This is a genomic window from Lysobacter enzymogenes, from assembly GCF_023617245.1.
Classification (GTDB): domain Bacteria; phylum Pseudomonadota; class Gammaproteobacteria; order Xanthomonadales; family Xanthomonadaceae; genus Lysobacter; species Lysobacter yananisis.
In genome coordinates this window covers 2,293,146-2,319,262 of the sequence record NZ_CP067396.1, presented here as the reverse complement: position 1 = coordinate 2,319,262, position 26,117 = coordinate 2,293,146, and the positions used below count along the sequence as shown (strand labels likewise).

General features: G+C 69.6%; 21 protein-coding genes, 3 tRNA genes and 2 pseudogenes. 11 read left to right on the top strand and 15 right to left on the bottom strand.

The features are described from left to right. Nucleotides 1-187: 187 nt before the first annotated feature. From JHW41_RS09675 to JHW41_RS09640, 8 genes are all read left to right on the top strand, one after another. Entirely contained in the window at nucleotides 188-934 is a 747-nt protein-coding gene (locus JHW41_RS09675) for a TorF family putative porin (protein ID WP_250449754.1), read from the top strand. Nucleotides 935-948: 14 nt separating this feature from the next. Continuing rightward, complete coding sequence (locus JHW41_RS09670; RefSeq protein ID WP_057948112.1) at nucleotides 949-1,041, top strand: potassium-transporting ATPase subunit F; 93 nt, start codon at nucleotides 949-951, stop codon at nucleotides 1,039-1,041. A gap of 129 nt (nucleotides 1,042-1,170) precedes the next feature. Continuing rightward, entirely contained in the window at nucleotides 1,171-2,889 is a 1,719-nt protein-coding gene (kdpA, locus tag JHW41_RS09665; RefSeq protein ID WP_250450928.1) for a potassium-transporting ATPase subunit KdpA, read from the top strand. Between the two features lie 11 nt (nucleotides 2,890-2,900). Beyond that, nucleotides 2,901-4,964 (top strand): potassium-transporting ATPase subunit KdpB, encoded by a 2,064-nt coding sequence (gene kdpB / locus JHW41_RS09660; protein WP_250449753.1) that lies wholly within the window; start codon nucleotides 2,901-2,903, stop codon nucleotides 4,962-4,964. Between the two features lie 77 nt (nucleotides 4,965-5,041). After that, nucleotides 5,042-5,641, top strand: coding sequence for a potassium-transporting ATPase subunit KdpC (kdpC, locus tag JHW41_RS09655; RefSeq protein WP_250449752.1), 600 nt, complete (start codon nucleotides 5,042-5,044; stop codon nucleotides 5,639-5,641). A gap of 192 nt (nucleotides 5,642-5,833) precedes the next feature. Next, on the top strand, nucleotides 5,834-6,061 hold the full coding sequence (locus JHW41_RS09650) for a hypothetical protein (RefSeq protein WP_250449751.1): 228 nt from the start codon (nucleotides 5,834-5,836) through the stop codon (nucleotides 6,059-6,061). 196 nt (nucleotides 6,062-6,257) lie between these two features. Continuing rightward, nucleotides 6,258-8,978, top strand: a complete 2,721-nt coding sequence (locus tag JHW41_RS09645) for a sensor histidine kinase (RefSeq protein ID WP_250449750.1) — start codon at nucleotides 6,258-6,260, stop codon at nucleotides 8,976-8,978. After that, nucleotides 8,975-9,706, top strand: coding sequence for a response regulator (locus JHW41_RS09640; RefSeq protein ID WP_057948117.1), 732 nt, complete (start codon nucleotides 8,975-8,977; stop codon nucleotides 9,704-9,706). Before JHW41_RS09645 ends, JHW41_RS09640 begins: the two co-directional genes overlap by 4 nt. Before the next feature lie 264 nt (nucleotides 9,707-9,970). Here the strand turns inward: JHW41_RS09640 and JHW41_RS09635 are convergent. From JHW41_RS09635 to lexA, 10 genes are all read right to left on the bottom strand, one after another. Beyond that, nucleotides 9,971-10,047: transfer RNA gene (locus tag JHW41_RS09635), tRNA-Arg, on the bottom strand. Between the two features lie 10 nt (nucleotides 10,048-10,057). After that, the gene (locus JHW41_RS26770; RefSeq protein WP_428995528.1) at nucleotides 10,058-10,297 is read right to left on the bottom strand and encodes a DUF6053 domain-containing protein; all 240 of its coding nucleotides are present in this window, start codon (nucleotides 10,295-10,297) and stop codon (nucleotides 10,058-10,060) included. A 227-nt stretch (nucleotides 10,298-10,524) separates the two neighbouring features. Beyond that, nucleotides 10,525-10,601 (bottom strand) — tRNA-Arg (locus JHW41_RS09630). Between the two features lie 129 nt (nucleotides 10,602-10,730). After that, nucleotides 10,731-10,823: transfer RNA gene (locus tag JHW41_RS09625), tRNA-Ser, on the bottom strand. A gap of 100 nt (nucleotides 10,824-10,923) precedes the next feature. Then, nucleotides 10,924-11,127 (bottom strand): carbon storage regulator CsrA, encoded by a 204-nt coding sequence (csrA, locus tag JHW41_RS09620; protein WP_057948118.1) that lies wholly within the window; start codon nucleotides 11,125-11,127, stop codon nucleotides 10,924-10,926. A gap of 144 nt (nucleotides 11,128-11,271) precedes the next feature. Further along, on the bottom strand, nucleotides 11,272-13,956 hold the full coding sequence (alaS, locus tag JHW41_RS09615; RefSeq protein WP_428995490.1) for an alanine--tRNA ligase: 2,685 nt from the start codon (nucleotides 13,954-13,956) through the stop codon (nucleotides 11,272-11,274). A gap of 114 nt (nucleotides 13,957-14,070) precedes the next feature. After that, the gene (recX, locus tag JHW41_RS09610; RefSeq protein ID WP_057950167.1) at nucleotides 14,071-14,571 is read right to left on the bottom strand and encodes a recombination regulator RecX; all 501 of its coding nucleotides are present in this window, start codon (nucleotides 14,569-14,571) and stop codon (nucleotides 14,071-14,073) included. A 485-nt stretch (nucleotides 14,572-15,056) separates the two neighbouring features. After that, on the bottom strand, nucleotides 15,057-16,082 hold the full coding sequence (gene recA, locus JHW41_RS09605; protein WP_057948120.1) for a recombinase RecA: 1,026 nt from the start codon (nucleotides 16,080-16,082) through the stop codon (nucleotides 15,057-15,059). 36 nt (nucleotides 16,083-16,118) lie between these two features. Then, the gene (locus JHW41_RS09600; protein ID WP_057948121.1) at nucleotides 16,119-16,355 is read right to left on the bottom strand and encodes a hypothetical protein; all 237 of its coding nucleotides are present in this window, start codon (nucleotides 16,353-16,355) and stop codon (nucleotides 16,119-16,121) included. Then, on the bottom strand, nucleotides 16,352-17,014 hold the full coding sequence (gene lexA / locus JHW41_RS09595) for a transcriptional repressor LexA (protein ID WP_057948122.1): 663 nt from the start codon (nucleotides 17,012-17,014) through the stop codon (nucleotides 16,352-16,354). The genes JHW41_RS09600 and lexA overlap by 4 nt, the downstream gene beginning before the upstream one ends. Before the next feature lie 120 nt (nucleotides 17,015-17,134). Between lexA and JHW41_RS09590 the strand changes: the two genes are divergently transcribed. Beyond that, complete coding sequence (locus tag JHW41_RS09590; RefSeq protein WP_250449748.1) at nucleotides 17,135-18,076, top strand: bifunctional helix-turn-helix transcriptional regulator/GNAT family N-acetyltransferase; 942 nt, start codon at nucleotides 17,135-17,137, stop codon at nucleotides 18,074-18,076. 296 nt (nucleotides 18,077-18,372) lie between these two features. Here JHW41_RS09590 and JHW41_RS09585 read toward each other — a convergent pair whose 3' ends face one another. Together JHW41_RS09585 and JHW41_RS09580 are read right to left on the bottom strand one after the other, a co-directional pair. After that, a complete protein-coding gene (locus JHW41_RS09585; protein ID WP_057948124.1) occupies nucleotides 18,373-18,897 on the bottom strand; it encodes a CinA family protein in 525 nt (174 codons plus the stop codon). 312 nt (nucleotides 18,898-19,209) lie between these two features. Further along, nucleotides 19,210-21,732 (bottom strand): TonB-dependent receptor, encoded by a 2,523-nt coding sequence (locus JHW41_RS09580; RefSeq protein ID WP_057948125.1) that lies wholly within the window; start codon nucleotides 21,730-21,732, stop codon nucleotides 19,210-19,212. 64 nt (nucleotides 21,733-21,796) lie between these two features. Between JHW41_RS09580 and JHW41_RS26765 the strand changes: the two are divergent. Beyond that, nucleotides 21,797-22,099, top strand: a pseudogene (locus JHW41_RS26765) (hypothetical protein); the annotation flags it as partial. Nucleotides 22,100-22,282: 183 nt separating this feature from the next. Here the strand turns inward: JHW41_RS26765 and JHW41_RS26760 are convergent. From JHW41_RS26760 to JHW41_RS09570, 3 genes and pseudogenes are all read right to left on the bottom strand, one after another. Beyond that, nucleotides 22,283-22,339 (bottom strand): annotated as a pseudogene (locus JHW41_RS26760) (DUF6053 domain-containing protein); the annotation flags it as partial. Nucleotides 22,340-22,568: 229 nt separating this feature from the next. Continuing rightward, nucleotides 22,569-23,510: an arginase gene (gene rocF, locus JHW41_RS09575; RefSeq protein WP_078996736.1), complete on the bottom strand. Its 942-nt coding sequence runs from the start codon at nucleotides 23,508-23,510 to the stop codon at nucleotides 22,569-22,571. 220 nt (nucleotides 23,511-23,730) lie between these two features. Next, nucleotides 23,731-24,504, bottom strand: coding sequence for a ferredoxin--NADP reductase (locus JHW41_RS09570; protein WP_250449747.1), 774 nt, complete (start codon nucleotides 24,502-24,504; stop codon nucleotides 23,731-23,733). Between the two features lie 539 nt (nucleotides 24,505-25,043). Here JHW41_RS09570 and JHW41_RS09565 point away from each other — a divergent pair. Continuing rightward, the gene (locus JHW41_RS09565) at nucleotides 25,044-26,105 is read left to right on the top strand and encodes a sterol desaturase family protein (RefSeq protein ID WP_250449746.1); all 1,062 of its coding nucleotides are present in this window, start codon (nucleotides 25,044-25,046) and stop codon (nucleotides 26,103-26,105) included. Nucleotides 26,106-26,117: the final 12 nt, after the last annotated feature.

Below are 26,117 nucleotides of genomic sequence, written 5' to 3'. Positions count from 1 at the left end.
AACCGGCCGCCCCGCGGTCGCGGCTCGCGCCGCTCTTACGGGGGCGCCCGCATTTACGCCGCCAGCGCGATCTTTTACGCCGAATTTACGCGGCGACGCCGATCGCGAAATAGCGGCTTTACGCCCGCCCTTCCGAGAATGAACACGTGGCCGAACCGGCCTCGTTCGCTTCTTTCCGGATACTTCCATGTCGTCGTCGCATCACCTGTTCCGCCGCCGCGAAGCCGCCGCGCCGTTGCTGCTGGCCGCCTGCGCCGGCCTCGGCCTGCTCGCGCTGGGCGCGGATGCGCGGGCCGAGCAGGCGCCCGCCTTCACCCTCAGCGGCTCGGCCGCGCTCACCAGCGACTACGTCTGGCGCGGCAGCTCGCAGACCCAGGGCGACCCGACCGCGCAGGTCGGGGTCAAGGCCGCCCATCGCAGCGGCTTCTACGCCTCGGCCTGGGGCTCGGGCGTCGAGTTCGCGCCGGACACCCACGCCAGCAGCGAACTCGACTTCACCGTCGGCTGGGCCGGCAAGATCGCGCCGGACTGGGCGCTGGACCTCAACGTCCTGCATTACCGCTATCCGTCCACCACGGTCGATCTGAACTGGACCGAGCTCAACGGCACGGTCACTTACCGCGACAACTACTGGCTGTCGCTGGCGTATTCCAACGAAGCGCTCGGCAGCCAGGACCGCGGAATCTACTCGCAAGTCGGCGCGCGCTTCCCGGTCAGCGACGCGCTGCGCTTCGAAGCCGCGGTCGGCCATTACTTTCTCGACGACGTCTACGGCCGCAGCTACAGCCACGGCCAGCTCAGCGCGATCTGGGCGTTCCAGTCGCCGTTCGAGCTGCGCCTGACCGCGCACGGCACCGACCGCGACGCCGAGCGGATCTTCGGCGATTCCCTGGCCGGCTCGCGCATCGAAGCGGCCCTCCAGGCGTCCTTCTGACAGGAGATACGACCATGCCCGGCTGGCTCTCGATGCTGTGCGCGATCTCGGTCCTGGTGGCCGCCGCGTACCTGCTCTACGTCGTGCTGCGCCCCGAGGATTTCTGAGGCGCGCCCGCGGCACGGGACGCGCCGCGGTTCCACTTTCCTGCGCGCGGCGGCGACTGAGCCGTCGCGCGCGAGGCCGTCGCCGCGCCGGATGCGCGGATGCGGCCCCACCACCGTCCGGTGTTCGTCATGATCGAAATCTTCCTCGTCTTCGCGCTCGCCATCGGCCTGGGCTGGCCGCTGGGCCACTACCTGGCCCGGGTCATGCGCGGCGACCGCTCGCGCCTGGACCCGCTGTTTCTGCCGCTGGAACGCGCGATCTATCGCGCGCTCGGCACCGATCCGTCGCGCGGCATGAGCTGGCGCGGTTATGCGCTGGCGTTCGCGCTCAGCAACGCCGTACTCGCGGTCTTGGTCTGGGTGTTGTTCATGACCCAAGCCTGGTTGCCGCTGAACCCCGACGCCGCGCCCAACATGCGCTGGGACACCGCGCTGCACACCATGGTGTCGTTCCTCACCAACACCAACCAGCAGCACTACTCCGGGCAAGCGCAGCTGAGCTATCTCTCGCAGATGGTCGGCATCGTCGGCCTGCAGGTGGCGACGCCGATGATGGGCCTGGGCATCGTCGTGGCGACCCTGCGCGGCCTGTTCGGCGGCCGCCAGGCGATGGCCAACCCCGGCGCCGCGGCGCGCGAAGGCGAAACCCGCGACCTCGGCAACTACTGGGTCGACGTCACCCGCGCCACGCTGCGCTTCATGCTGCCGCTGTGCCTGCTGTGGGCGGCGTTGCTGACCTGGCAGGGCGTGCCGTCGACGCTGCAAAGCGGCGCGACCGTTGCGCCGCTCGACCAAAGCGCCGAGCTGAAACAGCAGAAGATTCCGGTCGGGCCTGTCGCCGCCATGGTCGCCGCCAAACAGCTCGGCACCAACGGCGGCGGCTGGTACGGCCCCAACAGCACGGTGGCGCTGGAGAACCCGACCCCGTTGTCGAACCTGCTGGAAACCCTGGCGCTGATCCTGATCCCGGTCGCGGTGACCTTCATGGTCGGCCCGTTCACCGGCCGGCGCAAACTCACCGCGCTGGTGTTCGGCAGCATGCTGCTGATGTCCACCGTCTCCACCGGCGTGTCGGTGTGGTCGGAAGCGCATTCGGCCACGACCGCCGACGCCGCGCTGATGGAAGGCAAGGAAACCCGCTTCGGCGCCAGCGACTCGGCGCTGTGGTCGGCGCTGACCACGCAGAGCAGCAACGGCTCGGTCAACGCCATGCACGACTCGCTGGCGCCGCTGACCGGCGGCATGGCGATGGTCAACATGCTGATCAACGCGATCTGGGGCGGCATCGGCTGCGGCCTGCAGCAGTTCCTGGTGTATCTGCTGCTGTCGGTGTTCCTCGCCGGGCTGATGACCGGACGCACGCCGGAACTGTTCGGCCGCAAGATCGAAGCGCCCGAGGTGCGCCTGCTGGCCCTGCTGATCCTGCTGCAACCGCTGGTGGTGCTGGGCTTCAGCGCGATCACCCTGGCCCTGCCCTCGATCACCGGCAACTCGAATCCGGGCTTCCACGGCATCGGCCAGGTGTTCTACGAGTACGCCTCGGCGTTCGCCAACAACGGTTCGGGCTTCGAAGGACTCGGCGACGCGACCTACTGGTGGAACCTGAGCTGCGCCGCGGTGCTGGCGCTGGGCCGCTATCCCGCGCTGATCGTGCCGCTGGCCGTCGCCGGCCTGCTCGCGCGCAAGCGGGTGGCGCCGGAAAGCGGCGGCACCCTGCACGCGGAAACCCCGACCTTCGCGCTCACGCTGATCGCGGTGATCGCGATCCTGACCGTCCTGCAATTCATGCCCGCGTTGGTGCTCGGCCCGATCGCCGACCACCTGACGCTCGCGACCAAGGCGCTGTGAGGTAAAGCCTTATGAACAACAACCAAGCACATCCGGGCGCCCAGCGCCGCAGCGGCGCCGTCGCCGGACTCGACGCCGCCGGCCTGCGCGCGGCGATCCGCGAATCCTTCGTCAAGCTCGCTCCGCACCACGCGATCCGCAGCCCGATCATGGCCGTGGTCCTGCTCGGCACCGCGCTGTCGGCGCTGATCACGATCTTCGTCCCCGGCAACGTGGCCTTCGGCGCCGCGGTCACCGCGATCTTGTTCGTGACCGTGCTGTTCGCCAACTTCGCCGAAGCCGTGGCGGAAGCGCGCGGCCGCGGCCAGGCGGCGTCGCTGCGCGCGGCGCGCCGCGATCTGGTGGCGCGCAAGCTCGACACGCTCGGCCGCAACGAAACCCGCGTCGCCGCGTCCACGCTCCAGCCCGGCGACCGGGTCGTCGTCTCCGCCGGCGAACTGGTGCCGGCCGACGGCGAAATCGTCAAGGGCCTGGCCACGATCAACGAATCGGCGGTCACCGGCGAATCCGCGCCGGTGCTGCGCGAGGCCGGCACCGACCGTTCCGGCGTGATCGGCGGCACCAAGGTGCTGTCCGACGAGATCGTGGTCGAAGTCAGCGCCGAGCCCGGCCAGAGCTTCCTCGACCGCATGATCGCGCTGGTGGAAGGCGCCAACCGGCAGAAGACCCCGAACGAGATCGCGCTGACCATGCTGCTGGCGGCGATGACGCTGACGTTCTTGATCGTGGTCGCGACCCTGCCGTTCTTCGCCGGTTTCGTCGGCGCCAAGCTCGACCCGCTGCTGCTGATCGCGCTGCTGGTCTGCCTGATCCCGACCACCATCGGCGGCCTGCTGCCGGCGATCGGCATCGCCGGCATGAACCGCGCGCTGTCGGCCAACGTGCTGGCGAAATCCGGCAAGGCGGTGGAAGTGGCCGGCGACGTCGACGTGTTGTTGCTCGACAAGACCGGCACCATCACCCACGGCGACCGCCAGGCCACCGCGTTCCATCCGCTCGCCGGCATCGACCGTTCGCAGCTGCGCGACGCCGCCCTGCTCGCCTCGCTCGCCGACCCGACCCCGGAAGGCAAGTCGATCGTGCGCCTGGCGCGCGAGCAGCACAGCGCCGTGGCCGAACCCGAGCGCGCCGACTACCTGCAGTTCACCGCGCAGACGCGCATGTCCGGCGTCGATCTGCCCGACGACCACGAAGGCGGCGCGCGTTCGATCCGCAAGGGCGCGGGCGACGCCATCGGCAACCACGTGCGCTCGCTCGGCGGCGACGTGCCCGCGGAATTGGCCGCGCGCATCGAGCAGGTCGCGCGCGGCGGCGCCACGCCGCTGGTGGTGGCCGAAGGCCGTTACGTGCTGGGCGTGGTCGAGCTGTCGGACGTGGTCAAGCACGGGGTCAAGGAACGCTTCGCGCGGCTGCGGGCGATGGGCGTGCGCACGGTCATGATCACCGGCGACAACCCGCTGACCGCCGCCGCCATCGCCGCCGAAGCCGGCGTGGACGACTACATCGCCGAAGCCCGGCCCGAGGACAAGCTCGCGCGCATCCGCGCCGAGCAGGCCGGCGGCCGGCTGGTGGCGATGGTCGGCGACGGCACCAACGACGCCCCGGCGCTGGCCCAGGCCGACGTCGGCCTGGCGATGAACTCCGGCACGCAAGCCGCCAAGGAAGCCGGCAACATGGTCGACCTGGATTCGGATCCGGCCAAGCTGCTGGCGGTGGTCGAAGTCGGCAAGCAACAGTTGATCACTCGCGGCGCGCTGACCACGTTCTCGCTGGCCAACGACGTGTCGAAGTACTTCGCGATCCTGCCGGCGCTGTTCGCCGCCGCGATCCCGCAGATGGCCGCGCTCAACGTCATGCACCTGTCGAGCCCGACCAACGCGGTGCTGGCGGCGCTGATCTTCAACGCGATCATCATCCCCGCGCTGATCCCGCTGGCCCTGGCCGGCGTGCGCTTCAAGCCGGCCACCGCGGTCGCGCTGCTGCGCCGGAACATGCTGGTCTACGGCCTCGGCGGCGTGCTGCTGCCGTTCGCCGCGATCAAGCTGATCGACCTGGCGCTGTCGGCGATCTTCTGACTCCGAAAGCCCCTCTTCCGCCTGCGGGAGAGGGGTTGCGGCGAGGGCCCGGCCCTCGCGAACAAAGGAACCTCCCAATGAACACCCAACCCACTTGCGCCGCCAGCATCGACGACCGCCAATCCCTGCGCGCGCCTTCGCTCTACGCCGCCGTCTGCCTGCTCGGCTTCGGCCTGGCCTACTCGCTGGCCGGCACCGCGATCGGCCGGGTCGCGTTTCCGGCGCAGGCGACCGGTTCTATCCTCGAACGCGACGGCCGCGCCGTCGGCTCGGAACTGGTCGCCCAGCCGTTCGCCGACGCCCGCTATTTCCAGCCGCGCCCGTCGGCGGCCAAGTACGATCCGATGGCCGCGTCCGGAAGCAACCAGGCGCGCAGCAATCCCGACCTGCGCAAGCGCCTGGCCGAGGAAACCGCGGCCATCGCCCAGCGCGAAGGCATCGCCGAAAGCGAGGTGCCGGCCGAACTGGCGACCCAGTCCGGCGGCGGCCTCGACCCGCACATCTCGCCGCGCTCGGCGCAGGTGCAGGCCGCGCGCGTGGCCCAGGCGCGCGGGCTCGACGCCGCCCGGGTCGAGGCGCTGATCGCGAGCAACACCGAAGCGCCGCAGTTCGGCGCGCTCGGCGAGCCGCGCGTCAACGTGCTCAAGCTCAATCTCGCCCTGGATGCGGCGCGCTGAGCGTGCGCGCGCAGCGCAGCGCCGATCCGCGCGCAGCGGCGATGCGGACGCGTGCCCCACGCCGCGCGCGAAAACAACTGTCAGAATCGCGAATGTTGCGATCCGTAGAACTGCGAACGCGATTCGCTCCCTGCGACCGCGACCTCCTAGGCTCGAATCGCCAGAACGATCTGGCGCCAAGGAGAGAAGCACATGAAGCGCTTGTTCGAAGGAAAGAAGAAGATGCTGCTGGCGTTGGCCGGCGTCGCCACCTTCGCCGCCGGTTTCGCCTATGCCGCCGCGCATCCGTGCGTGGAATGCGGGATCGAACGCGACCGCTGCCTGGCCTCCGGCACCAATCCCACCCTGTGCCAGGCGATGTACAAGACCTGCTGGCAGGAAAACGGCTGCAACCCGACCAATCCGGGCAACCCGCGGTAACGCCCGCGCCCGCGCGGCCGGATCCGGGCCTCGTCCCGATCCGCGCCGCGCCGGCTTGCGCGCCGCAGCGGCGAGCACCATGCTGCGCGCGAGCCCCGCGCCGATGCGATCTGCGCATCGGCGCGACCGCGGCGGCCGCCGGCCCTTACCCGCCCGGCCCCCACCCGCCCGGCGCCGCCGAGCAGGACCCCGACCGATGAGCGACCCGCGCAGCGCCCAAGCCGATGCCCTGATGGGCGAACTGCAACGCCAGGGCGCCGGCCGCCTCACCATCTTCCTCGGCGCCGCGCCCGGCGTCGGCAAGACCTACACCATGCTCGGCCGCGCGCGCGAACTGCAGCGCCGCGGGATCGACGTGGTGGTCGGCATCGTCGAGACCCACGGCCGCGCCGAGACCTCGGCCCTGGTCGACGGCCTCGACCTGCTGCCGCGCAAGCGCAGCGACTACCAGGGCCGCACGCTCGACGAGATGGACCTCGACGCCCTGCTGGCGCGCAAGCCCCAGGTCGCCCTGGTCGACGAACTCGCCCACCGCAACGCCCCCGGCAGCCGCCACGAGCGGCGCTGGCAGGACGTGCTGGAACTGCTCGACGCCGGCATCGACGTCTACACGACGGTCAACATCCAGCACCTGGAAAGCCTCAACGACGTCGTCCACCGCATCACCGGCGTGCGCGTCAGCGAGACCGTGCCCGACGCGCTGTTCGACCGCCTGCGCGACATCGTCCTGGTCGACCTGCCGCCGCGCGAGCTGATCGAGCGCCTGCAGCAGGGCAAGGTCTACGTGCCCGAACAGGCCGCGCACGCGCTGCAGGCGTTCTTCTCGCCGTCCAACCTGACCGCGCTGCGCGAACTGGCGATGCAGACCGCCGCCGACCGCGTCGACAGCGACCTGCGCGAGGCGCAGACCGCGCGCGGCCTGCCCGGGGTGCCGTTGCGGCGCGCGGTGATGGTCGCGATCGACGGGCTCGGCCAGTCCGAATACCTGGTGCGCGTGGCCCGGCGCCTGGCCGAACGCCGCGACGCGCCGTGGCTGGTGGTCACCGTGCAGACCGGCGGCGCGCCCGACGCGCAGCGCCAGGGCGAACTCGACCGCGCTTTCGCCCTGGCCCGCCGGCTCGGCGGCGAGGCGGTGGTGCTGCACGGCAACAGCATCGTCGACGCCCTGCTCGACCATGGCGAACGCGCCGGCGTGTCGACCATCGTGCTCGGCCGCACCCGCGAGCGGCCGCTCGCGCGCATGGTCAACCGCACCCTCACCCAGCAACTGATCCAGCGCGGCGCGCATTACGAACTGACCATCGTCAGCACCCCCGAGGCGCGCGCCCGCGCGCGCCGCAGCCTGCGCGAGAGCGGCGGCCGCCTGCGCGGCCTGCTCAGCCGCAGCGACGCGGCGCTGGCGGTGTTCGCGGTGGCGATGGCGGTGGTGCTGGCCGGGTTCGCCGAACGCTGGATCGGCCTGGACGACCTGTCGCTGGTGTTCATCGTCGCGGTGGTCGTGGTCGCCGCGCGCACCCGCATGACCGCGGCGGTGCTGGCCTCCGCGCTGTGCTTCCTGGCCTACAACTTCTTCTTCATCGAACCGCGCTACACCCTGTTGATCGGCGCGCGCCAGGGCGTGACCACGGTGACCTTGTTCCTGGTCGCGGCGCTGGTCGCCGGACGGCTGGCGTCGAAGCTGCGCATGCAGGTGGTGGCGTTGCGCGCGGCCAACGCCCACGCCACCGAGCTGCAGACGCTGGGCCGCGAGCTGGCCACCGCCGCCGACGCCGGCCAGGTGGTGCGCGCCGGCAAGCGCGCGCTCAAGCGCTCGCTCGGCGCGGAGGTGTTCGTCTACGTCGGCGGCGCGCCGCTGGCCGGGCCGAACCTGCCCGAACTCAGCGACAAGGACCGCGCCGCCGCCGACTGGGCGCTCAAGCACCGCCAGCCGGCCGGGCGCTACACCGACACGCTCGCCGGTTCGGATTGGTGGCTGCTGCCGCTGAGCGGCGACGCCGGCGACAAACCCGCGGCCGGGCTGGTCGGCCTGCGCCTGCCGCCGTCGCTGACCCGGCTCGGGCCGGAACAGCGCCGTCTGGCCGAGGCGATGACCGACGACATCGCCCAGGCGGTGCTGCGCACGCGCCTGGTCGCCGACCTGGAAGACTCGCGCGTCGGCGGCGAGACCGAGCGCCTGCGCTCGGCGCTGCTGTCCTCGGTCTCGCACGACCTGCGCTCGCCGCTGGCCTCGATCATCGGCGCGGCCAGCAGCCTGGACAACTACGCCGAGGCGATGCCGCGCGAGGACCGCCACGCCCTGCTCGAAACCATCCGCATCGAGGGCGAGCGGCTCGACCGCTACATCCAGAACCTGCTCGACATGACCCGGCTCGGCCACGGCGGCCTCGCCCTCAACCGCGACTGGATCGGCGTCGACGAGCTGATCGGCTCGGCGGTGACGCGGCTGCAGCGCTACGAGCCGGCGGCGCGCTTCGAGGTCCGCCTGCAACCGGGCCTGGGGCCGATCTGGGTGCATCCGGCGCTGATCGAGCAGGCGCTGTTCAACGTGCTCGAGAACGCGGTGAAGTTCTCCCCGCCCGACGCGGCGGTGACGATCGACGCGCGCCGCGTCGATGGCGAGCCCGGCGGCCCCGATCATCTGTTGCGCATCGACGTCAGCGACCGCGGCCCCGGCATTCCCGAGGACGAACGCGCGCGCATCTTCGACATGTTCTACAGCGTCGAGCGTGGCGACCGCGGCCGCCAGGGCACCGGCCTGGGCCTGGCGATCTGCCAGGGCATGATCGGCGCCCACGGCGGCAGCGTGGTCGCCCTGCCCGGCCAGCCCGACGACCAGGGTCGCCGCGGCACCACGATCCGCATTACCCTGCCGCCCATCGAACCCGAACCCAGGCCCGACGCCGCCCGCGCGCCATGACCCACGACCACGCCCCGCATGCCGCCTCGCCGCAGGCCGCGCCGCCCGCGCGCGTGCTGGTGGTCGACGACGAACCGCAGATCCGCAAGTTCCTCGACATCGCCCTGCGCGCGCAGGGCTACGCGGTCGAACTGGCCGACACCGGCAACGCCGGGCTGGAGAGCCTGGCCACGCGCGGCGCCGACCTGGTCGTGCTCGACCTCGGCCTGCCCGACCGCGACGGCTTCGACGTCCTGCGCGAACTGCGGCAATGGTCGGGCGTGCCGGTGATCCTGCTGACCGTGCGTTCCAGCGAGGCCGAGAAAGTCGCCGCGCTCGACGGCGGCGCCAACGACTACGTGACCAAGCCCTTCGGCGTGCAGGAACTGATGGCGCGCGTGCGCGCCCTGCTGCGCGCGCACGGCCCGCAGGGCGAGACCCTGCCGGTGTTCGACGACGGCCGCCTGCGCATCGACCTGGCCCGGCGCGAGGTCGCGCTCGACGGCGAACCCGTGACGCTCGCGCGCAAGGAGTACGCGCTGCTGGCCCTGCTGTTCCAGCACGCCGGCCGGGTGGTGACCCAACCGCAGTTGCTGCGCGAGCTGTGGGGCCCGACCCATCAGGAAGACACCCACTACCTGCGCATCCTGGTCGGCAAACTGCGCCACAAACTCGGCGACGACGCCGCCGCGCCGCGCTACATCGCCACCGAACCGGGCGTGGGCCTGCGCTTCATCGACAAGCGCTGAGATCGCATGCCGACCCGGATGCTGCGTATCCGTCTGCAGCAGCGACGCAAGTCGCGACCGCGCCGCCACGACAACCGCGCAGGCCGCGAAATCGCGCGGCCGGAGCGATGACGGCCCCACCACCGGACCGCCGCGCTACCGGACATTCGTCGCGACGTCGCGTTCGCGGTCGCGGCTTGCGCCGCTGCTACCGTCAGGCCATGCAAGGACGCGATCGTGCGCAAAGAAAAAGCCGGCAATCTCGCGATTGCCGGCTTTCCGATTTGGCGCGCCCGGAAGGATTCGAACCTCCGACCCCCAAGTTCGTAGCCTGGTGCTCTATCCAGCTGAGCTACGGGCGCCTGAGTGCAATTATGACGTGTTATTCGCGCGACGGGAAGCGTCATCGCGATGTCGCAGCGATATCGCGACACATCGGGAAAACACCGCGTCGGCGCAGGCATTGACTGACGACCAGGCTTGGTTGCGCATGCGCTTGCGGCGCTGCATTTCGGCGACGGCGATCTGATCGCAGAGCGTCGGGCCTGAAGGCCCTCCCACGTCGTCGCGCCGCTTCGGTCGCGAGCACGCAGCGAAGCTGCCGCAATGCATGGCGAGGCTCGAGCGCTTCGATGCCACGGGGCTTCGTCGCTTCGCAAATTCGTTGGTTCGTTACTCGATGCCTCAACGGCTCAACGGCTCAACGGCTCGCCACACGAAACCACGAACTCCGCCCGCGCGCGCCGACCTGCAAAACCGGATGCGATTCGCGGCGGTGCCGAGCAAAAACCCGGGCAAAAGAAAAAGCCGGCAATCTCGCGATTGCCGGCTTTCCAATATGGCGCGCCCGGAAGGATTCGAACCTCCGACCCCCAAGTTCGTAGCCTGGTGCTCTATCCAGCTGAGCTACGGGCGCTTAGTCGGAAAAGTATGACGGACAAACGACTTTCCGTCAACATTTCCGGTGAAACCCCTTCGTCGTACCGGCCGTGTCGCAGGGCCGGTGCGGCGAAAGAAAAGCCGCCGAAGGCGGCTTCGGTACAACTGGCGGAGAGTGAGGGATTCGAACCCTCGATAGAGTTTTTGACCCTATACTCCCTTAGCAGGGGAGCCCCTTCGGCCACTCGGGCAACTCTCCGCATCTATCAAGCGATGCGGGCGGCAATCATAACGGCTCGCCCGATTTACAGCAACATCCGCCGCAACATTCGCGGCGATGTTCTCAGGCGACCTGTTCCTCAGCCGCCCGTGTGTTTGCCCGAATCGTCCGACGCATCCTCGCCGCGCTGAATGCGCTGGTAAATCTCCTCGCGATGTACCGCGACATCTTTCGGTGCGGTAATACCGATACGCACCTGGTTGCCCTTGACGCCGAGCACGGTGACCGTCACCGAGTCGCCGATCATCAGGGTTTCGCCGACGCGACGCGTCAGGATCAGCATTGAAAACCTCCTCGAGCCGGCACCCGGGGCACCGGCGTTGGCATTCTTTCCATGTGGAAGAATGCTTCAATTTGTACACAAACGTGAACCATCTTAGCGACCGGTCAAACCCGGTCGCAAGCGATAGCAGTCACTGTTCGCCATTCAGACAAGCTTACTCTCAACCCATCGCGCGACGCCCGCAAGAGCCTGGGTCAGGGCCGGGCCGTCGTCGCCGCCGCCCTGAGCCATGTCCGGTCGGCCGCCGCCTTTACCGTTGATCTGACCGGCCACGTGCGAGAGAAGTTCTCCCGCCTTGACCTTGCCAGCCGCGCTTCCGTTCACTCCGGCGACCAAGGCCGCCTTACCGTCGCTGGCGCCCGCCAGCACGATCACCGCATCGCCAAGCTGTTGCTTGAGGCGGTCGACCGCCTCGCGCAGCGCCTTGGCGTCGAAACCTTCCAGCCGGGTGGCCACGACCTTGACCGGACCGATCTGCGCCGCCGAGGCGGCCAGGTCGGCCGCGGCGCCGGAGGCGGCCTTGGCCTTGATCGATTCGAGCTCGCGCTCGAGCTTCTTCTGCCGGTCCAGCAACGCGCGCAGTTTGTCGGCGACGTCGGCCGGGTTGCCGCCGAGCAGGCGCGCGGCCTGCTCCAGGCGCGCTTCCTCTTCGGCCACGTAGTCCAGCGCGCCCTGCCCGGTCACCGCCTCGATCCGGCGCACGCCGGCCTGGACGCCGCCTTCGGCGACGATCTTGAACAGGCCGATGTCGCCGGTGCGCGACACGTGGGTGCCGCCGCACAGCTCGGTCGAGGCCTCGCCCATGCGCAGCACGCGCACGCGGTCGCCGTACTTCTCGCCGAACAGCGCCATGGCGCCGAAGTCCAGGGCTTCCTGCATGCCCATCTGGCGGACTTCGGCCTCGTAGTTGCCGCGCACATCGCGGTTGACCTGGCGCTCGAGCTCGGCGAGTTCGGCGTCGGTCAGCGGGTTGAAGTGCGAGAAATCGAAACGCAGGCGATCCGGCGCGACCAGCGAGCCCTTCTGGGTGACGTGGTCGCCGAGCAGGCGGCGCAGGGCCGCGTGCAGCAGGTGGGTCGCCGAGTGGTTGAGCACGGTCGCGGCGCGGCGGCCGGCGTCGACGGCGCCGCTGACGCGGTCGCCGACCTTGAGGCTGCCGTCGGTCAGCACGCCGACGTGGCCGTGGAACTGGCCGGCGAACTTCAGGGTGTCGGCGACCTGGAACGATGCGCCGGACGCTTGCAGCGTGCCGGTATCGCCGACCTGGCCGCCGCTTTCGGCGTAGAACGGGGTGCGGTCGAGGATCACCGCGCCTTCGTCGCCGATGCGCAGCTCGTCGACCGCGACGCCGTCGCGCAGCAGCGCGACGACTTGCAGCTCGCCTTCGACCAGACGGTCGTAGCCGAGGAATTCGGTCGGCGCCAGGCGCGCGGCGACTTCGGCCGGCATCGCGGTCTTGTTGCCGAACTTGCCGGACTGGCGCGCGATCTCGCGCTGCTTTTCCATCTCGGCTTCGAACCCGGCCATGTCCACCGACAGCCCGCGCTCGCGCGCGATGTCGCCGGTGAGGTCGGCCGGGAAGCCGTAGGTGTCGTAGAGCTTGAACGCGTCGGCGCCGGCGATGACGCCGCTCGAGCGCGCCGCGATCTCGTCGAAGATGCGCATGCCCGAGTCGAGGGTCGCGGCGAAGCGCTCTTCCTCGGCGGCCAGCGCGGCGGCGACGAACCCGGCCTTGGCGGCCAGCTCGGGATAGGCGTCGCCCATCACCTCGACCAGCGCCGGCACCAGCTTATGGAAGAACGGGCCCTTCTGGCCGAGCATCCAGCCGTGACGCAGGGCGCGGCGGATGATCCGGCGCAGCACGTAACCGCGGCCGTCGTTGGACGGCAGCACGCCGTCGACGATCAGGAACGAACAGGCGCGGATGTGATCGGCGATCACCCGCAGCGACTTGTTCTCCAGATCGGCGGTGCCGGTGGCCTGCGCCGCGGCCGCGACCAGGTGGCGGAACAGGTCGATCTCGTAGTTGCCGTGCACGCCCTGCAGCACCGCCGCCAGACGCTCCAGGCCCATGCCGGTGTCCACGCACGGCGCCGGCAGCGGCAGCAGCGCGCCGTCGGGCTGGCGGTCGAACTGCATGAACACCAGGTTCCAGATCTCGATGAAACGGTCGCCGTCCTCGTCGGGCGAGCCCGGCGGGCCGCCGGCGATGTGCGCGCCGTGGTCGTAGAAGATCTCGGTGCACGGACCGCAGGGGCCGGTGTCGGCCATCTGCCAAAAATTGTCCGAAGCGAACGGCGCGCCCTTGTTGTCGCCGATGCGCACGATCCGCTCGGCGGGGATGCCGATCTTCTTGTGCCACAGGTCGTAGGCTTCGTCGTCGGTGTGGTAGACCGTGACCAGCAGGCGCTCGGCTGGCAGCTTCCACACGCCGGTCAGCAGCTCCCAGGCCCAGGCGATCGCGTCGGCCTTGAAGTAGTCGCCGAACGACCAGTTGCCGAGCATCTCGAAGAAGGTGTGGTGGCGCGCGGTGTAGCCGACCTGGTCGAGGTCGTTGTGCTTGCCGCCGGCGCGCAGGCAGCGCTGCACGTCGGCCGCGCGCACGTAGCCCGGCTTCTCGCTGCCGAGGAACACGTTCTTGAACTGCACCATGCCCGAGTTGGTGAACAGCAGGGTCGGGTCGTTGGCCGGCACCAGCGGCGCCGACGGCACGATGGTGTGGCCTTTGCCCCGAAAGAACTCGAGGAAATCGCTGCGGATTTCGGTGGTCGTTTTCATGCCTGGGGGAAGATTCGCCTGGTCGGGAGCGGAGCGCTCGACCGAACCCATGCCACCACGATGGGGGCATCGACTGGAACAGGCAACCCGGGACCCGAAAGCCGCGTAGCCTAGCAGGCCGGAGGCCCTTGTGCGCAAGGCCTCGCAGGAAAAGTGCCTGAACGTTCAGTCCGATACGTACGAACGGCTGGCGATGCGAATGGTTTCCATCTCGAACCCCCGCCGCATAAGCAAATCGGCGGCCTTGCGGCGGCGCGCCGGGTCCTGCGCATAGGCCTCGCCGAAGCGGCGCCGGAGCAGGTCGCGGGCGTTCTCCAGCCAGTCGCCTTCGAAGGTCGCCATGGCCGCGGCGATGGCTTCGCCGTCGAGGCCGTGGGTGCCCAGTTCGGCGCGGATGTGGACCGGGCCATAGCCGTTGTTGGCGCGGCTGCGGACCAGGGTCTCGGCGAAGCGAGTGTCGTCCTGCCAGCCGGCGTCGGCGAGGCGGTCCACCGCGTCCACGACCTGTTCGCGGTCGAGCCCGCGCGAGGTCAGTTTCCGGGTCAATTCCTTGCGCGAATGCTCGCGCCGGACCAGCAGGCCGAGCGCGCGTTGGGTCGGGCTTTGTTCGCGCGCAGCGCGGCGGCGCTCGCGGCGCGAGGGGCCGCTAGTACTTTGGTCGAACAGGTGGCCGTCGCCGTCGGCAAACGGGTGTTCGAACGTGGCGTCGGACGTGGAGTGCGCAAAGAGCGGGCCGGCGGCGAGGTCGGCCGCGGGGCCGTCGGCGGCGTTCTCGGCGGCTGCGGGTGCCGAGGGTCTGGCCGCTGCGGACAGGTCCGCATGGACGCGGGCGGCTGCATCGGTTGCAGATGAAACCTGTTGCCCCGGTCTTGTACGCGGTTCGGGCTGCGGCCCGGTGTCGGTGTCGGTGTCGGTGTCGGTGTCGGTGTCGGAAAACGACGATGCGCGGGACGGCCGGTCCGCATCCGCGGACCGGCTCCCGCTTTCGATCGCACGCATGCGCGCGCGCAGGTCGTTCAGACTCGTCGCTCCACGGCCGGGCGAGGGCTCGCCACCCTGCCCGGCCGTGCTGCCGGCGCCACCACCATGGCGCCGTCCGTCATCCCGATCGGAACTCATTGCAAAGACGATGGGCTAAGGACCGGCGAGGATCAGTCCTCGGCGGCCTCTTCGCGCGAAGCCTCGGCCGGCACGAACTTCTCGCGCAGGTTGGCTTCCAGGCGCTGGGCCATTTCGGGGTTTTCCTTGAGGTACTGGCGGGCGTTTTCCTTGCCCTGTCCGATGCGCTCGCCGTCGCAGCTGTACCAGGCGCCCGACTTCTCGACCAGCTTGGCTTCCACGCCCATGTCGATCAGTTCGCCTTCGCGCGAGATGCCTTCGCCGTAGAGGATCTCGGTGACGATCTGCTTGAACGGCGGCGCCATCTTGTTCTTGACGACCTTGATCTTGGTCTGGTTGCCGATGATCTCGTCGCCCTTCTTGATCGCGCCGATGCGGCGGATGTCCAGGCGCACCGAGGCGTAGAACTTCAACGCGTTGCCGCCGGTGGTGGTTTCCGGGCTCTGGCCCGGCATCATCACGCCGATCTTCATGCGCAGCTGATTGATGAAGATCACCAGCACGTTGGAGCGCTTGATGTTGCCGGTGAGCTTGCGCAGCGCCTGCGACATCAGGCGGGCCTGCAGGCCCGGCAGCTGGTCGCCCATTTCGCCTTCGATTTCGGCCTTCGGCGTCAGCGCGGCGACCGAGTCGACCACGACCATGTCGACCGCGGCCGAGCGCACCAGCATGTCGGCGATTTCCAGCGCCTGTTCGCCGGTATCGGGCTGCGAGACCAGCAGGTCGTCGATGTTGACGCCGAGCTTGGCGGCGTAGATCGGGTCGAGCGCGTGCTCGGCGTCGATGAAGGCGGCGGTGCCGCCGTTCTTCTGGCACTGGGCGATGGCCTGCAGGGTCAGGGTGGTCTTGCCCGAGGATTCCGGGCCGTAGATTTCGACCACGCGGCCCTTGGGCAGACCGCCGATGCCGAGCGCGATGTCGAGCATCAGCGAGCCGGTGCCGATGACCTCGGCGGCTTCGACCGCGCGGTCGCCCATGCGCATCACCGAGCCCTTGCCGAATTGCTTCTCGATCTGGCCCAGGGCGGCCGCAAGCGCGCGCTTCTTGTTCTCGTCCATCGCTGTGTTCCTTAAGTCTGTCGTGGTGGGGATACGTTAGAGGGCGCGTATCGCAGAGGCTGAGATCGTGGCGCCGAGAGCCAAATTATCCGTCGAAGCGGCCGTGCGCTGCCGGGCGGTTGCCGGCGCGGGGGTCGGATTTTCCCGCGCCAGCGCGGCGGAAATCGTCTCGCCGAGGCCGCGCAGCGCGGCTTCGGCGGCCGGCACCGCGGCGCATTCGCGGGCGAAGCCGCGACGGTCGTAGAGGCGGACGCAGGCCATCGCGGGATTCAACGGTTGGGCCGGACCAGGCCGCAATACAGGCCTTCGATGGCGAAGTCCTGGTCGGGCTGGACCTCGATCGGCGCGTAATCGGGATTGCGCGGCAGCAGGCGGATGCGGTCCTTGCCGATCTTCAGCAGCTTGACAGTGATCTCGTCGTCGATGCGCGCGACCACGATCTGGCCCGAACGCGCGTCGCGGGTGCGGTGCACGCCGATCAGGTCGCCGTCGAAGATGCCCTCGTCGCGCATCGAATCGCCCTTGACCTTGAGCAGGTAGTCGGGCGACGGGAAGAACATGTTGCGGTCGAGCAGGACGTAGTTGTCGGGCTCGATGCCGGCGGCCGAACCGATCGGCGCGCCGGCCGCGACCCGGCCGAGCACCGGCAGGCGCAGCGCGTCCTCGTCGAAAGACTGCGCCGGCGCGGCGACCAGGCCGAGCTCGCGCTGCGCCTGCGGCGGCGGCTGCAGCACGCGGATGCCGCGCGCGCGCCCCGGCAGGCGCTCGATCGCGCCGGCCGCCTCGAGCGCCTCGAGGTGGTACTGCGCGGCGCGCACGCCCTTGAAACCGAAGGCGCGCGCGATCTCCGTCTGCGACGGCGGGAAACCCTCGGCGTCGATCCGTTCCGCGATCAGCGCGAGGATGGCTTGCTGGGTGTCGGTCAGGCTCATGGTTAGTAGTATTACTACTAACAACCAGGGCGGGCAAGGCCGTTCGTCCGGCAATTGATTGACTCAGTCAAATAACTCTCGCAGGCTGCGGTTCCGCCCCCGCCCACCGAGCCGCCCGCCATGGCCACCGAAATCGAAGCCGCCCAGGTCGACGCCGTCCGCGCCTTCAACCGCTTCTACACCCGCCGCATCGATGTGCTGCGCGAAGACCTGCTCGACAGTCCGTTCACCCTGACCCAGGCGCGGGTGCTGTTCGAACTGGCCCAGCGCGAGCCGGTCGCGGCGCGCGAAATCGGCGAGACGCTGGGGCTGGACGCGGGCTACCTGAGCCGGATCGTGCAGGGTTTCGTCGACGCCGGCCTGGTCGCCAAGGCGCGCAGCGAACACGATGCGCGCAGCTTCGCGCTGAGCCTGACCGCGCGCGGCCGCGAGACCTTCGCCGGACTCGACCGCAGCTCGCACCGGACCACCGCGGCGATGCTGGAGACCCTGTCCGCGCTCGACCGCGACCGCCTGCTGCGCGCGATCGCCGAGGCCGAGCGCGCGCTGACCCCGCATGCGCTGCCGGCGCCGCAGCGCTTGCGCGTGCGCGAGCAGGCGATCGGCGACATCGGCTGGGCGATCGAGCGCCACGCCCGTCTGTATGCCGACGAGTACGGCTGGAACGCGGAGTTCGAGACGCTGGTGGCGACGCTGTTCGCGCAGTTCGCGAGCGGCCGCGATCCGGCGCGCGAGCGCTGCTGGATCGCCGAGATCGACGGCGAGCGGGTCGGCTGCGTGTTCGTGGCCGCCAACGCCGACGATGCGCGGATCGCGCAGCTGCGCTGCCTGTTGGTCGATCCGCGCGCGCGCGGGCTGGGCGTGGGCCGGCGGCTGGTGGAGACCTGCATCGACTTCGCCCGTGCGGCCGGTTATCCGCGCATACGCTTGTGGACCAACGACATCCTGGTGGCGGCGCGGCGCATCTACGAGGGCTTCGGGTTCGTGCTGGTCGAAGAGAACCGGCACCGCAGCTTCGGCCACGATCTGGTTGGGCAGGTCTGGGAGCTTTCGCTGGAGTGAGCGGGCGCGATTGCGGCGGAGGCGCGTTGCAGGAGCGACGCGGGCCGCGATGCGGCCGTTGCGGGAACTGGGGTGCCGCAGTTGTCTGCTCGGTGGTCGCTGCGTTACGGGTTCGCGGCGATCTGTCGGGGCGCGGTCGCGGCTTGCGCCGCTCCTACAGGGGGATCGCGGGGCGACGTCGGGTCGGGGCGGCTGAAGGGGTCGGCGCTGGTTTGCGTGTGCGCGGCGATCTGCCAGCGCGTGGTCGCAGCTTGCGCCGCTCCTACAGGAGGACGGCGGAGCCGGCACCGTTTGTCTCAGGACGCCAGCGTTTCCAGGCCTTGCAATGCCGCGGCGACGGTCTGGCGCCGCACCGCTTCGCGGTCGCCGTCGAAGTGGAAAGCTTCGGCGCGCGGGTAGCCGCCGCGCCGCTTCCAGGCGACCCAGACCGTGCCGACCGGCTTGTCCTCGGTGCCGCCGCCGGGGCCGGCGATGCCGGTGACCGCGACGGCGAGGGTCGCGCCGGTGTTGGCCAGGGCGCCGGAGACCATCTCGATCACGGTTTCGCGGCTGACCGCGCCGTGCTGTTCCAGCGTCTGCGGGCGCACGCTCAGCAGCGCCTGCTTGGCCTCGTAGCTGTAGGCGACTAGGCCGCACTCGAACCAGGCCGAGGAACCGGCGATGTCGGTCAGGGTCTTGGCGATCCAGCCGCCGGTGCAGCTCTCGGCGGTGACCAGCATGTGGTGGTTGCGGCGGGCGGTTTCGCCGATGCGGGCGGCCAGGGCATCCAGGGCGGCGTCGGTGCTGTCGGCGGGGGCGATGGCGGGGGTGTGGGCGCTCATGGGCGCCACTATAACGGGCGTGGGGACGCGGGCTTTGCCGGGTTGGACGGTTGGACGGTGCGGGCGCTGCCGGCAAGGGCGCGGTGACGACGCCGGCCGCGGTGGGCGCCTCGGCGATTGCGATGGCCGCGTCGCGGCTTGCGCCGTTCCTACAGTCGGATCGCGTGCCGCGGCTCGCCCTGTAGGAGCGGCGCGAGCCGCGACCGCGGGGTCGCCGTTCGCGGCGCAACGACGAGGCCCGTACGCCCCCCAATACAACGACGACGGCGGCCGCGCGCCTGTCGCGCACGGCCGCCGTCGCCTCGGTTCGGATCAGTAGCTGACCCGCAAGGTCACCCCGTAGGTGCGCGGCGCGCCGAGGAAGGCGTTCCACGAACCGGTCTGCAACGGGGCGTCGAAGCCGACCTGCTTGTATTCCTCGTCGAACAGGTTCATCGCCCAGGCCTCGACCATCCAGCGGCGGTTCTTGGCGCCGACGCCCAGGCGCGCGTTGACCACGGTGTAGGCCTCCTGGCCCTTTTCCGGGTCGAGGTCGGAGCCGGTGTTGTAGTCGGAGGAATACTTGGCGCCGATGTTGAAGCGGCCGACCAGGTCGGGGCCGAAGTCCCATTGGTAGGTCACCGCGGCCGAAGCCGACCACAGCGGGGCGAAGCTGGCGCGCGCGCCGGGCAGCTTGGCCAGGTCGGCATCGGGCAAGGGATCGTTGCCGTACTTGGTGTCGGCGTACATCACCCCGCCCTGCAGCATCAGGCCCTTGATCCCGGTCTGCCACAGCACTTCGGTGTCGATGCCCTGCGACACCACTTCCGGAATCGAGCGCACCACGAAGCTCGTGCCGAGGAAGCTGTTGAGCTGGAAGTCGCTGTAGGTCTGGTGGAACAAGGTCGCGTTGAGCAGCAGGTTGCCGCCGGCCCAGGTGGTCTTGGCGCCGAGCTCGTAGCTGTCGACGAACTCGCCCGGGAACGAGGTGTCGTTGACCGGGGTGATGCCGGCGGTGCCCGCCGACAGGCCGTTGGAGGACTGCACCCGGTCGAGGTTGAAGCCGCCGGCCTTGTAGCCGCGCGCGGCCGAGGCGTAGCCCATGACGTGCTCGTTCCAGCGGTACGCGGCCTTGAACGTGCCCGACCATTCCTTCTCGTCGCGCTCCTGGTGGGTCGCCCGGCCGTTGTGCAGGGTGTTGGCCCACGGCAGGCACATGAAGCCGAGCACCTGCGGCACCAGCGCGTTGATCGCCGCCAGCGGCACGCCGCGCGCGGCCAGCGCCTGCCCCACCCGCGCCGGATTGGCCAGGCCCGCGCCGCAGCCGACGCCGCCGTTGGGGTTGCTGTAGACCGAGTCGAGCTCCTTGTTCTCCTTGGTGTAGCGCAGGCCCAGGGTCAGGTCGAGCTGGTCGGTGACGTGCCAGGTGTTGTTGGTGAACAACGCCACGCTGGTGCTGTTCTGCTTGTAGCGGTCGAGCGCGCCGAGGCCGGTGAAGGCGGTGCCGAACGGACGCCCGGACGCCTGCGACAGGAAGGTCGCGGCGTTGGCGGTGTTGACCACGCCGGCCGGGAAGCGCGCGGCGATCTGGCTCAGCACCGCGGTCGACAGGTATGGCTCGTAGGCGGCGCCGAGGCTGTAGGAATCGTTGCGCTTGAGGTCTTCGTCGGCATAGAACAGGCCGACCATCCAGTCGAGCTTGTCGGTGGAACCGGTCAGGCGCAGTTCCTGGCTGAACTGCTTGAAGCCGGTGAAGGATTCGTCCGGATCGGCGTTGCGGTAGATCATGTCGGCGGTGGAGAAATCGAAGTCCAGGCCGTTGATCGCCTGCCAGTCGCGCGCGGCGGTGATCGAGGTCAGCGTGGCGCCGCCGAACCACGGGGTGATCCAGTTGATCTCGGCCGAAACGCCCTTGTCCTTGATGTCCTGGGTGGTCGGCCGGTTGCTCCAGGCGCGGCGCGCGAACGGATCGGCCACCGGCGCCACGCCGGTGCCGCCGGCGAGCGCGTTGACGATCGCCGCGGTCGGTCCGCGCACCGTGGTCAGGCCGACGCAGCAGTTTTCCTCGCGGCTGCTGAAGTCGGCGATCAGGTTGATGTCGAGGTTCTCGGTCGGCTCGAACAACAGTTGGCCGCGCAGGGTGTGGAAGTTCTGGTCGCCGTCCTCGCGCTCGGCGCGCGGGCCGCGGCCGACTTCGACGTCGGTGAAGCCGTCGCGCTTGCGCTTGGCGCCGTAGATGCGGAACGCGGCGTTTTCGCCGAGCGCGGTGTTGAACGAACCGGCCGCGCCGACCGCGCCGTAGTCGCCGATGGTCAGCTCGCCCTCGACCTTGGTGTTGTAGTCCGGGCGGCGGGTGATGACGTTGATGACGCCGGCCGAGGTGTTCTTGCCGAACACCGTGCCCTGCGGGCCCTTGAGCACTTCGATCCGCTCGATCTCGCCGAGGTCGCCGAAGCCCACGCCGTTGCGCGGGCGGTACACGCCGTCGACGACCACGCCGACCGAGGATTCCAGGCCGGCGTTGTCGCCGACCGTGCCGATGCCGCGGATGCGCGCCACCGTCTGCACTTCGCTCTGGGTGCTGCTGACGGTCAGGCCGGGCACCAGCAACTGCACGTCCTTGATGTCGCGCACGCCGGTGTCCTGCAGCAGTTGCTCGGGCAAGGCGGTGATCGAGATCGGCACGTCCTGCATCGCCTCCTCGCGTTTTTGCGCGGTGACGGTGAGGCCGGCCAAGGTCTTGGCCTCGTCCTCCTGCGCCGGCGCGGACTGCTGCGCGTGCGCGGCGGCGGACGCGGCCAGGCTCAGGGCGACGGCGAACGACAAGGTCTTGCGACCCGGCGAGCGAGCGATCATCAGGCATTCCCCTCTTGTGACGACGTTTCCTACGAAAAACGCTGGATTCCAACGTTGGACTTCGATGTCTGGCGGTATCGGCGCGCGCTGCCGCGCGCGACTCCGCGCGGTCCCCGGCGCGGTGCGTCCTCGACGTATACGCGATCGGCGGGGGAAGGCGGCCGGGCTACGCGGGAAGCAGGATGGGCGGAAAACTAGCACGCTGCGCGCAGGCGTCATGCGGCGTCGCAGCACCGTTGTGTCGGCAAGTAATTTTCGACGATGTTGCGAACGAACGTTCGCAAAGTGGGGATGGGTGTTGGTGGGTCGCGATTTGCGCCGAGGGCGCAGGAGCGCGGCGATCTGGCACAAGAGCGTCGGGCCTAAAGGCCCTCCCACAACAGCCCGGATGCCCTCGACCTGCGGCGCTTGTCCGGCAGGAGCTTCACCGCTTTCGTGGGAGGGACTTCAGTCCCGATGCTTTTCGCTCAGGTCATGGCGATCTGAAACAAGAGCGTCGGGCCTTAAGGCCCTCCCACAACAACCCGGATGTCCTCGGCCTGCGGCGCTTCTATCGGAGGGACTTCGCCGCTTTTGTGGGAGGGACTTCAGTCCCGACGCTTTCCGATCAGATCATGGCGATCTGAAACAAGAGCGCCGGGCCTTAAGGCCCTCCCACGACAGCTCGGATGCCTGAGGCCCGCGGCGCCTGACTGGCAGGAGCTTCACCGCTTTAGTGGGAGGGACTTCAGTCCCGATGCTTTTCGCTCAGGTCATGGCGATCTGGCACAAGAGCATCGGGCCTGAAGGCCCTCCCACGACAACTCAGTGGCTGATCGGGCCGCGGCGCCCCACGCTCAGTCGCGCACCAGCGTCGACTTGCCGAACAGGCTCTCGACCAAATCGATCGCGATCAGCGCGGTGGCGTTGTCGCGGTCGAGGATCGGGTTGAGTTCGACGATGTCCAGCGAGCCCATGCGCCCGCTCTCGGCGATCATCTCCATCGCCAGTTGCGCTTCGCGGTAGTTCGGGCCGCCGGCGACGCCGGTGCCGACGCCGGGGGCGATGGTCGGGTCGAGGAAGTCGACGTCGAAGCTCACGTGCAGGTGGGTGTCCTCGTCGAGGTCGGCCAGCGCGTCCTCCATCACCCGCTTGATGCCGAGATCGCCGATCCGGCGCATGTCGTACACCGGCAGGCCGTGGCGGCGGATCAGTTGCTTCTCGCCGGCGTCGACCGAGCGCGTGCCGATCTGGCGCATCTGCCCGGCCTGCATCGCCGGCGCTTCGCCGCCGAGGTGGGTCAGTTCGCGCGGGCCCAGGCCGATCAGGCAGGCCACCGGCATGCCGTGCAGGTTGCCGCTCGGGGTGATGTCGTTGGTGTTGAAGTCGGCGTGCGCGTCCAGCCACAGCACGCGCAGCTTCTTGCCGTGCGCGCGGCAGTGCTGGGCGACCGCGGTGATCGAGCCCAGGCCCAGGCAGTGGTCGCCGCCGAGCAGGATCGGCATGCGGCCCAGGCCGAGTTCGGCGGACACGGCGTTCATCACCTGGCGGTTCCAGGCGATGACTTCATCGAGATGGCGATAGCCGTCGACCGGTCCGGTCCAGGGGTTGGGCGGGCCGTCGAGGTTGCCGCGGTCGGCGACGTCCAGGCCGAGTCCGTGCAGCGCTTCGCGCAATCCGGCGATGCGCAGGGCCTCCGGGCCCAGGCGCGCGCCGCGGTCGCCGGCGCCGACGTCGGTCGGCGCGCCTATCAACGAAACCGGCAAGGCGGAAACCGGTGAGGCAGTGGGGGAGCTCATGTGCGGGTCCTGAGCGGCCGGCTCGGCGGCCGCGTGAATGGATGGAGCCGCCTTGGCGGCCGAAAAAGAGGTGGATGCGAACGCTTCTACGAGCGCAGGCCGCCAGCGAAGCCGCGCCGAGGCGAAGCGCGCATCGCATCGGCATCGGAACCGATGCAGCGGGCGCGCGTGCGACCCGGCCGCGATCGCGTATCGCCGCGCCCTGCCCCGCCGCGCCGGCTCACTTCTCGACGAAGGCCCGCTCGATCACGTAGTCGCCCGGCTCGCGCGTGCGCGGCGAAGCGGCGAAACCGCGCTGGTCGAGCAGCGCGGCGATGTCGGCGAGCATCTGCGGGCTGCCGCACAGCATCACCCGGTCTTCGGCCGGATCCAGCGGCGGCAGGCCGAGCGCCTGGGTCATGGTGTCGGCAGCGATGGCGTCGGTGAGCCGGCCCTGGTTGCGGAACGGCTCGCGCGTCACCGTCGGGTAGTAGCGCAGTTGCTGCCGCACCGGCGGGCCGAGGAACTCGTGCTTGGGCAGTTCGCTCTCGATGAACTGCTGGTAGGCCAGGTCGTCGATCCGGCGCACGCCGTGCGCGAGCACCACGGTGTCGAAGCGCTCGTAGGTCTCCGGGTCGCGCACGATGCTCAGGAACGGCGCCAGCCCGGTGCCGGTGCCGAGCAGGTACAGGCGCTTGCCCGGGTTGAGGTCGTTCAACACCAGCGTGCCGGTGGGCCGGCGGCTGACCAGGATCTCGTCGCCGAGCTCGATGTGGCGCAGGCGCGAGGTCAGCGGGCCGTCGGGCACCTTGATGCTGAAGAACTCCAGGTGTTCCTCGTAGTGCGCGCTGGCGATCGAGTAGGCGCGCATCAGCGGGCGGCCGTCGATCTCCAGCCCGACCATGACGAAGTGCCCGCTGTCGAAGCGGAAGCCGGGGTCGCGGGTGGTGCGGAAGCTGAAAAGGCTGTCGTTCCAATGCCTGACTTCGATGACGCGTTCGGTCGCCAACTGCATCTGGGTGACTCCTGCATGGAAGGGGCGCAATGGGGGTGAAGCGGCGGTCGGGGCGCGAATCCGCGCCGCAGCGGACCCGCCGCGCGGCAGCGGCTGCAATCGCTGCGTCATCGTGCGGACGCGCTCGGGTAATTAACGGCCGTCGCGGTCGCAGCGCCCGCGACGCGGGCGCGGCGCGACGGCCGGGCAATACCAGCACATTATTTTTTCCGGAGGGAAACGGATATTCCAAAGAATGATCCGCGTCGCAGGATAATCGGGCCTGCGCCTTTGACGGCGCCGCGGCCTAGCCGCGAATATTCGCCGGCATTATCTGCAGCACTCTGTCCGGCCGTCACGGAGCGCGCGAGCGCATAACCGGGCCGACCACCACCAGCCTGCCGGGAGGATCGCATGGGCGATTCGACGGGAACTCCTGCACCAATGGATTCAGAGACTTGCGAAAAACCGCCGAGCGCTCGCCGGTCGCGGCGCGGCGGCGGTCTCATTATCGAAACGGGGCGGCCCGCTCATTTTCTGAAAGATAATGGAAAAAGAAAATGAACGGATTATCAGAGCACACTTTGGAAACGCGTGCTGCGTCGCAACAGGAGAGTGACGCGACCGGGCAGGACGGCGCCGCCGCGGCCGGCGCCGCGATTATCGCGGGACCGAATGCCGACCCGGTCACGCCGGCAGCGACGACGCGGCTGGATTTTCTGCGGCACTGCGCCCACCCGCTGCTGATGCTGGCGGTGGCGGTTTATGCCTATGCCGCGATCGCGCGCGGCTGGGACCTGGGCGGCGCCAACTTCGCCTTCGTGTTGCTGACCATCGGCTACCTGGCGCTGCTGGAGCGGTTGATCCCGTACGAGCGCCGCTGGCTGCCGGACCGGCGCGAGTGGGGCCTGTACGGCGTCTACTTCTTCCTCACCGTGGTCGGCGGCGCGCTCGCGCAGATCCCGCTGATGGCGGCGGTGTCGGCGGTGGCGCCGCTGCATCCGGCGCTGCCGCTGTGGGCGGAGATCCCGCTGGCGCTGCTGCTGAGTTCGCTCGCCAGCTACGCGGTGCACCGCGCCGGCCACGACGTCCCGCTGCTGTGGCGGCTGCACGGCGTGCACCACGTGCCGGACAAGGTCAACGTCGGCAACAACGGGGTCAACCACGTGCTCGACGTGACCCTGGCCCAGTTCGTGGTGCAGTTTTCGCTGGCGCTGTCGGGCTTCTCCGCGCATGCGCTGTTCGCGGTCGGCCTGTTCGTCATCGCCCAGGGCTATTTCGTCCACGCCAACATCGACGTGCGCCTGGGCTGGCTCAACCACGTGCTCGCCAGCCCCGAGCTGCACCGCATGCACCACAGCGCCGACAAGCACGAGGCCGGCCACTTCGGCTCGGACCTGTCGGTCTGGGACCGCCTGTTCGGCAGCTACACCTGGCGGCCGGGCAAGCGCCCGCGCCAGATCGGCCTGTTCGCGCCGGGCACGTTCCCGCCGAACCGCGCGCTGCTGTCCACCTTGTTGCATCCGCTGCGGCCGCGGCGCTACCCGCCGGTGCCGCCACCTTCGCCCGCCCACGCACCGCTCGCATCCGCCGCGCGCGCCGCGGACCGCGCGCCGCCCTGACCGATTTGTTTC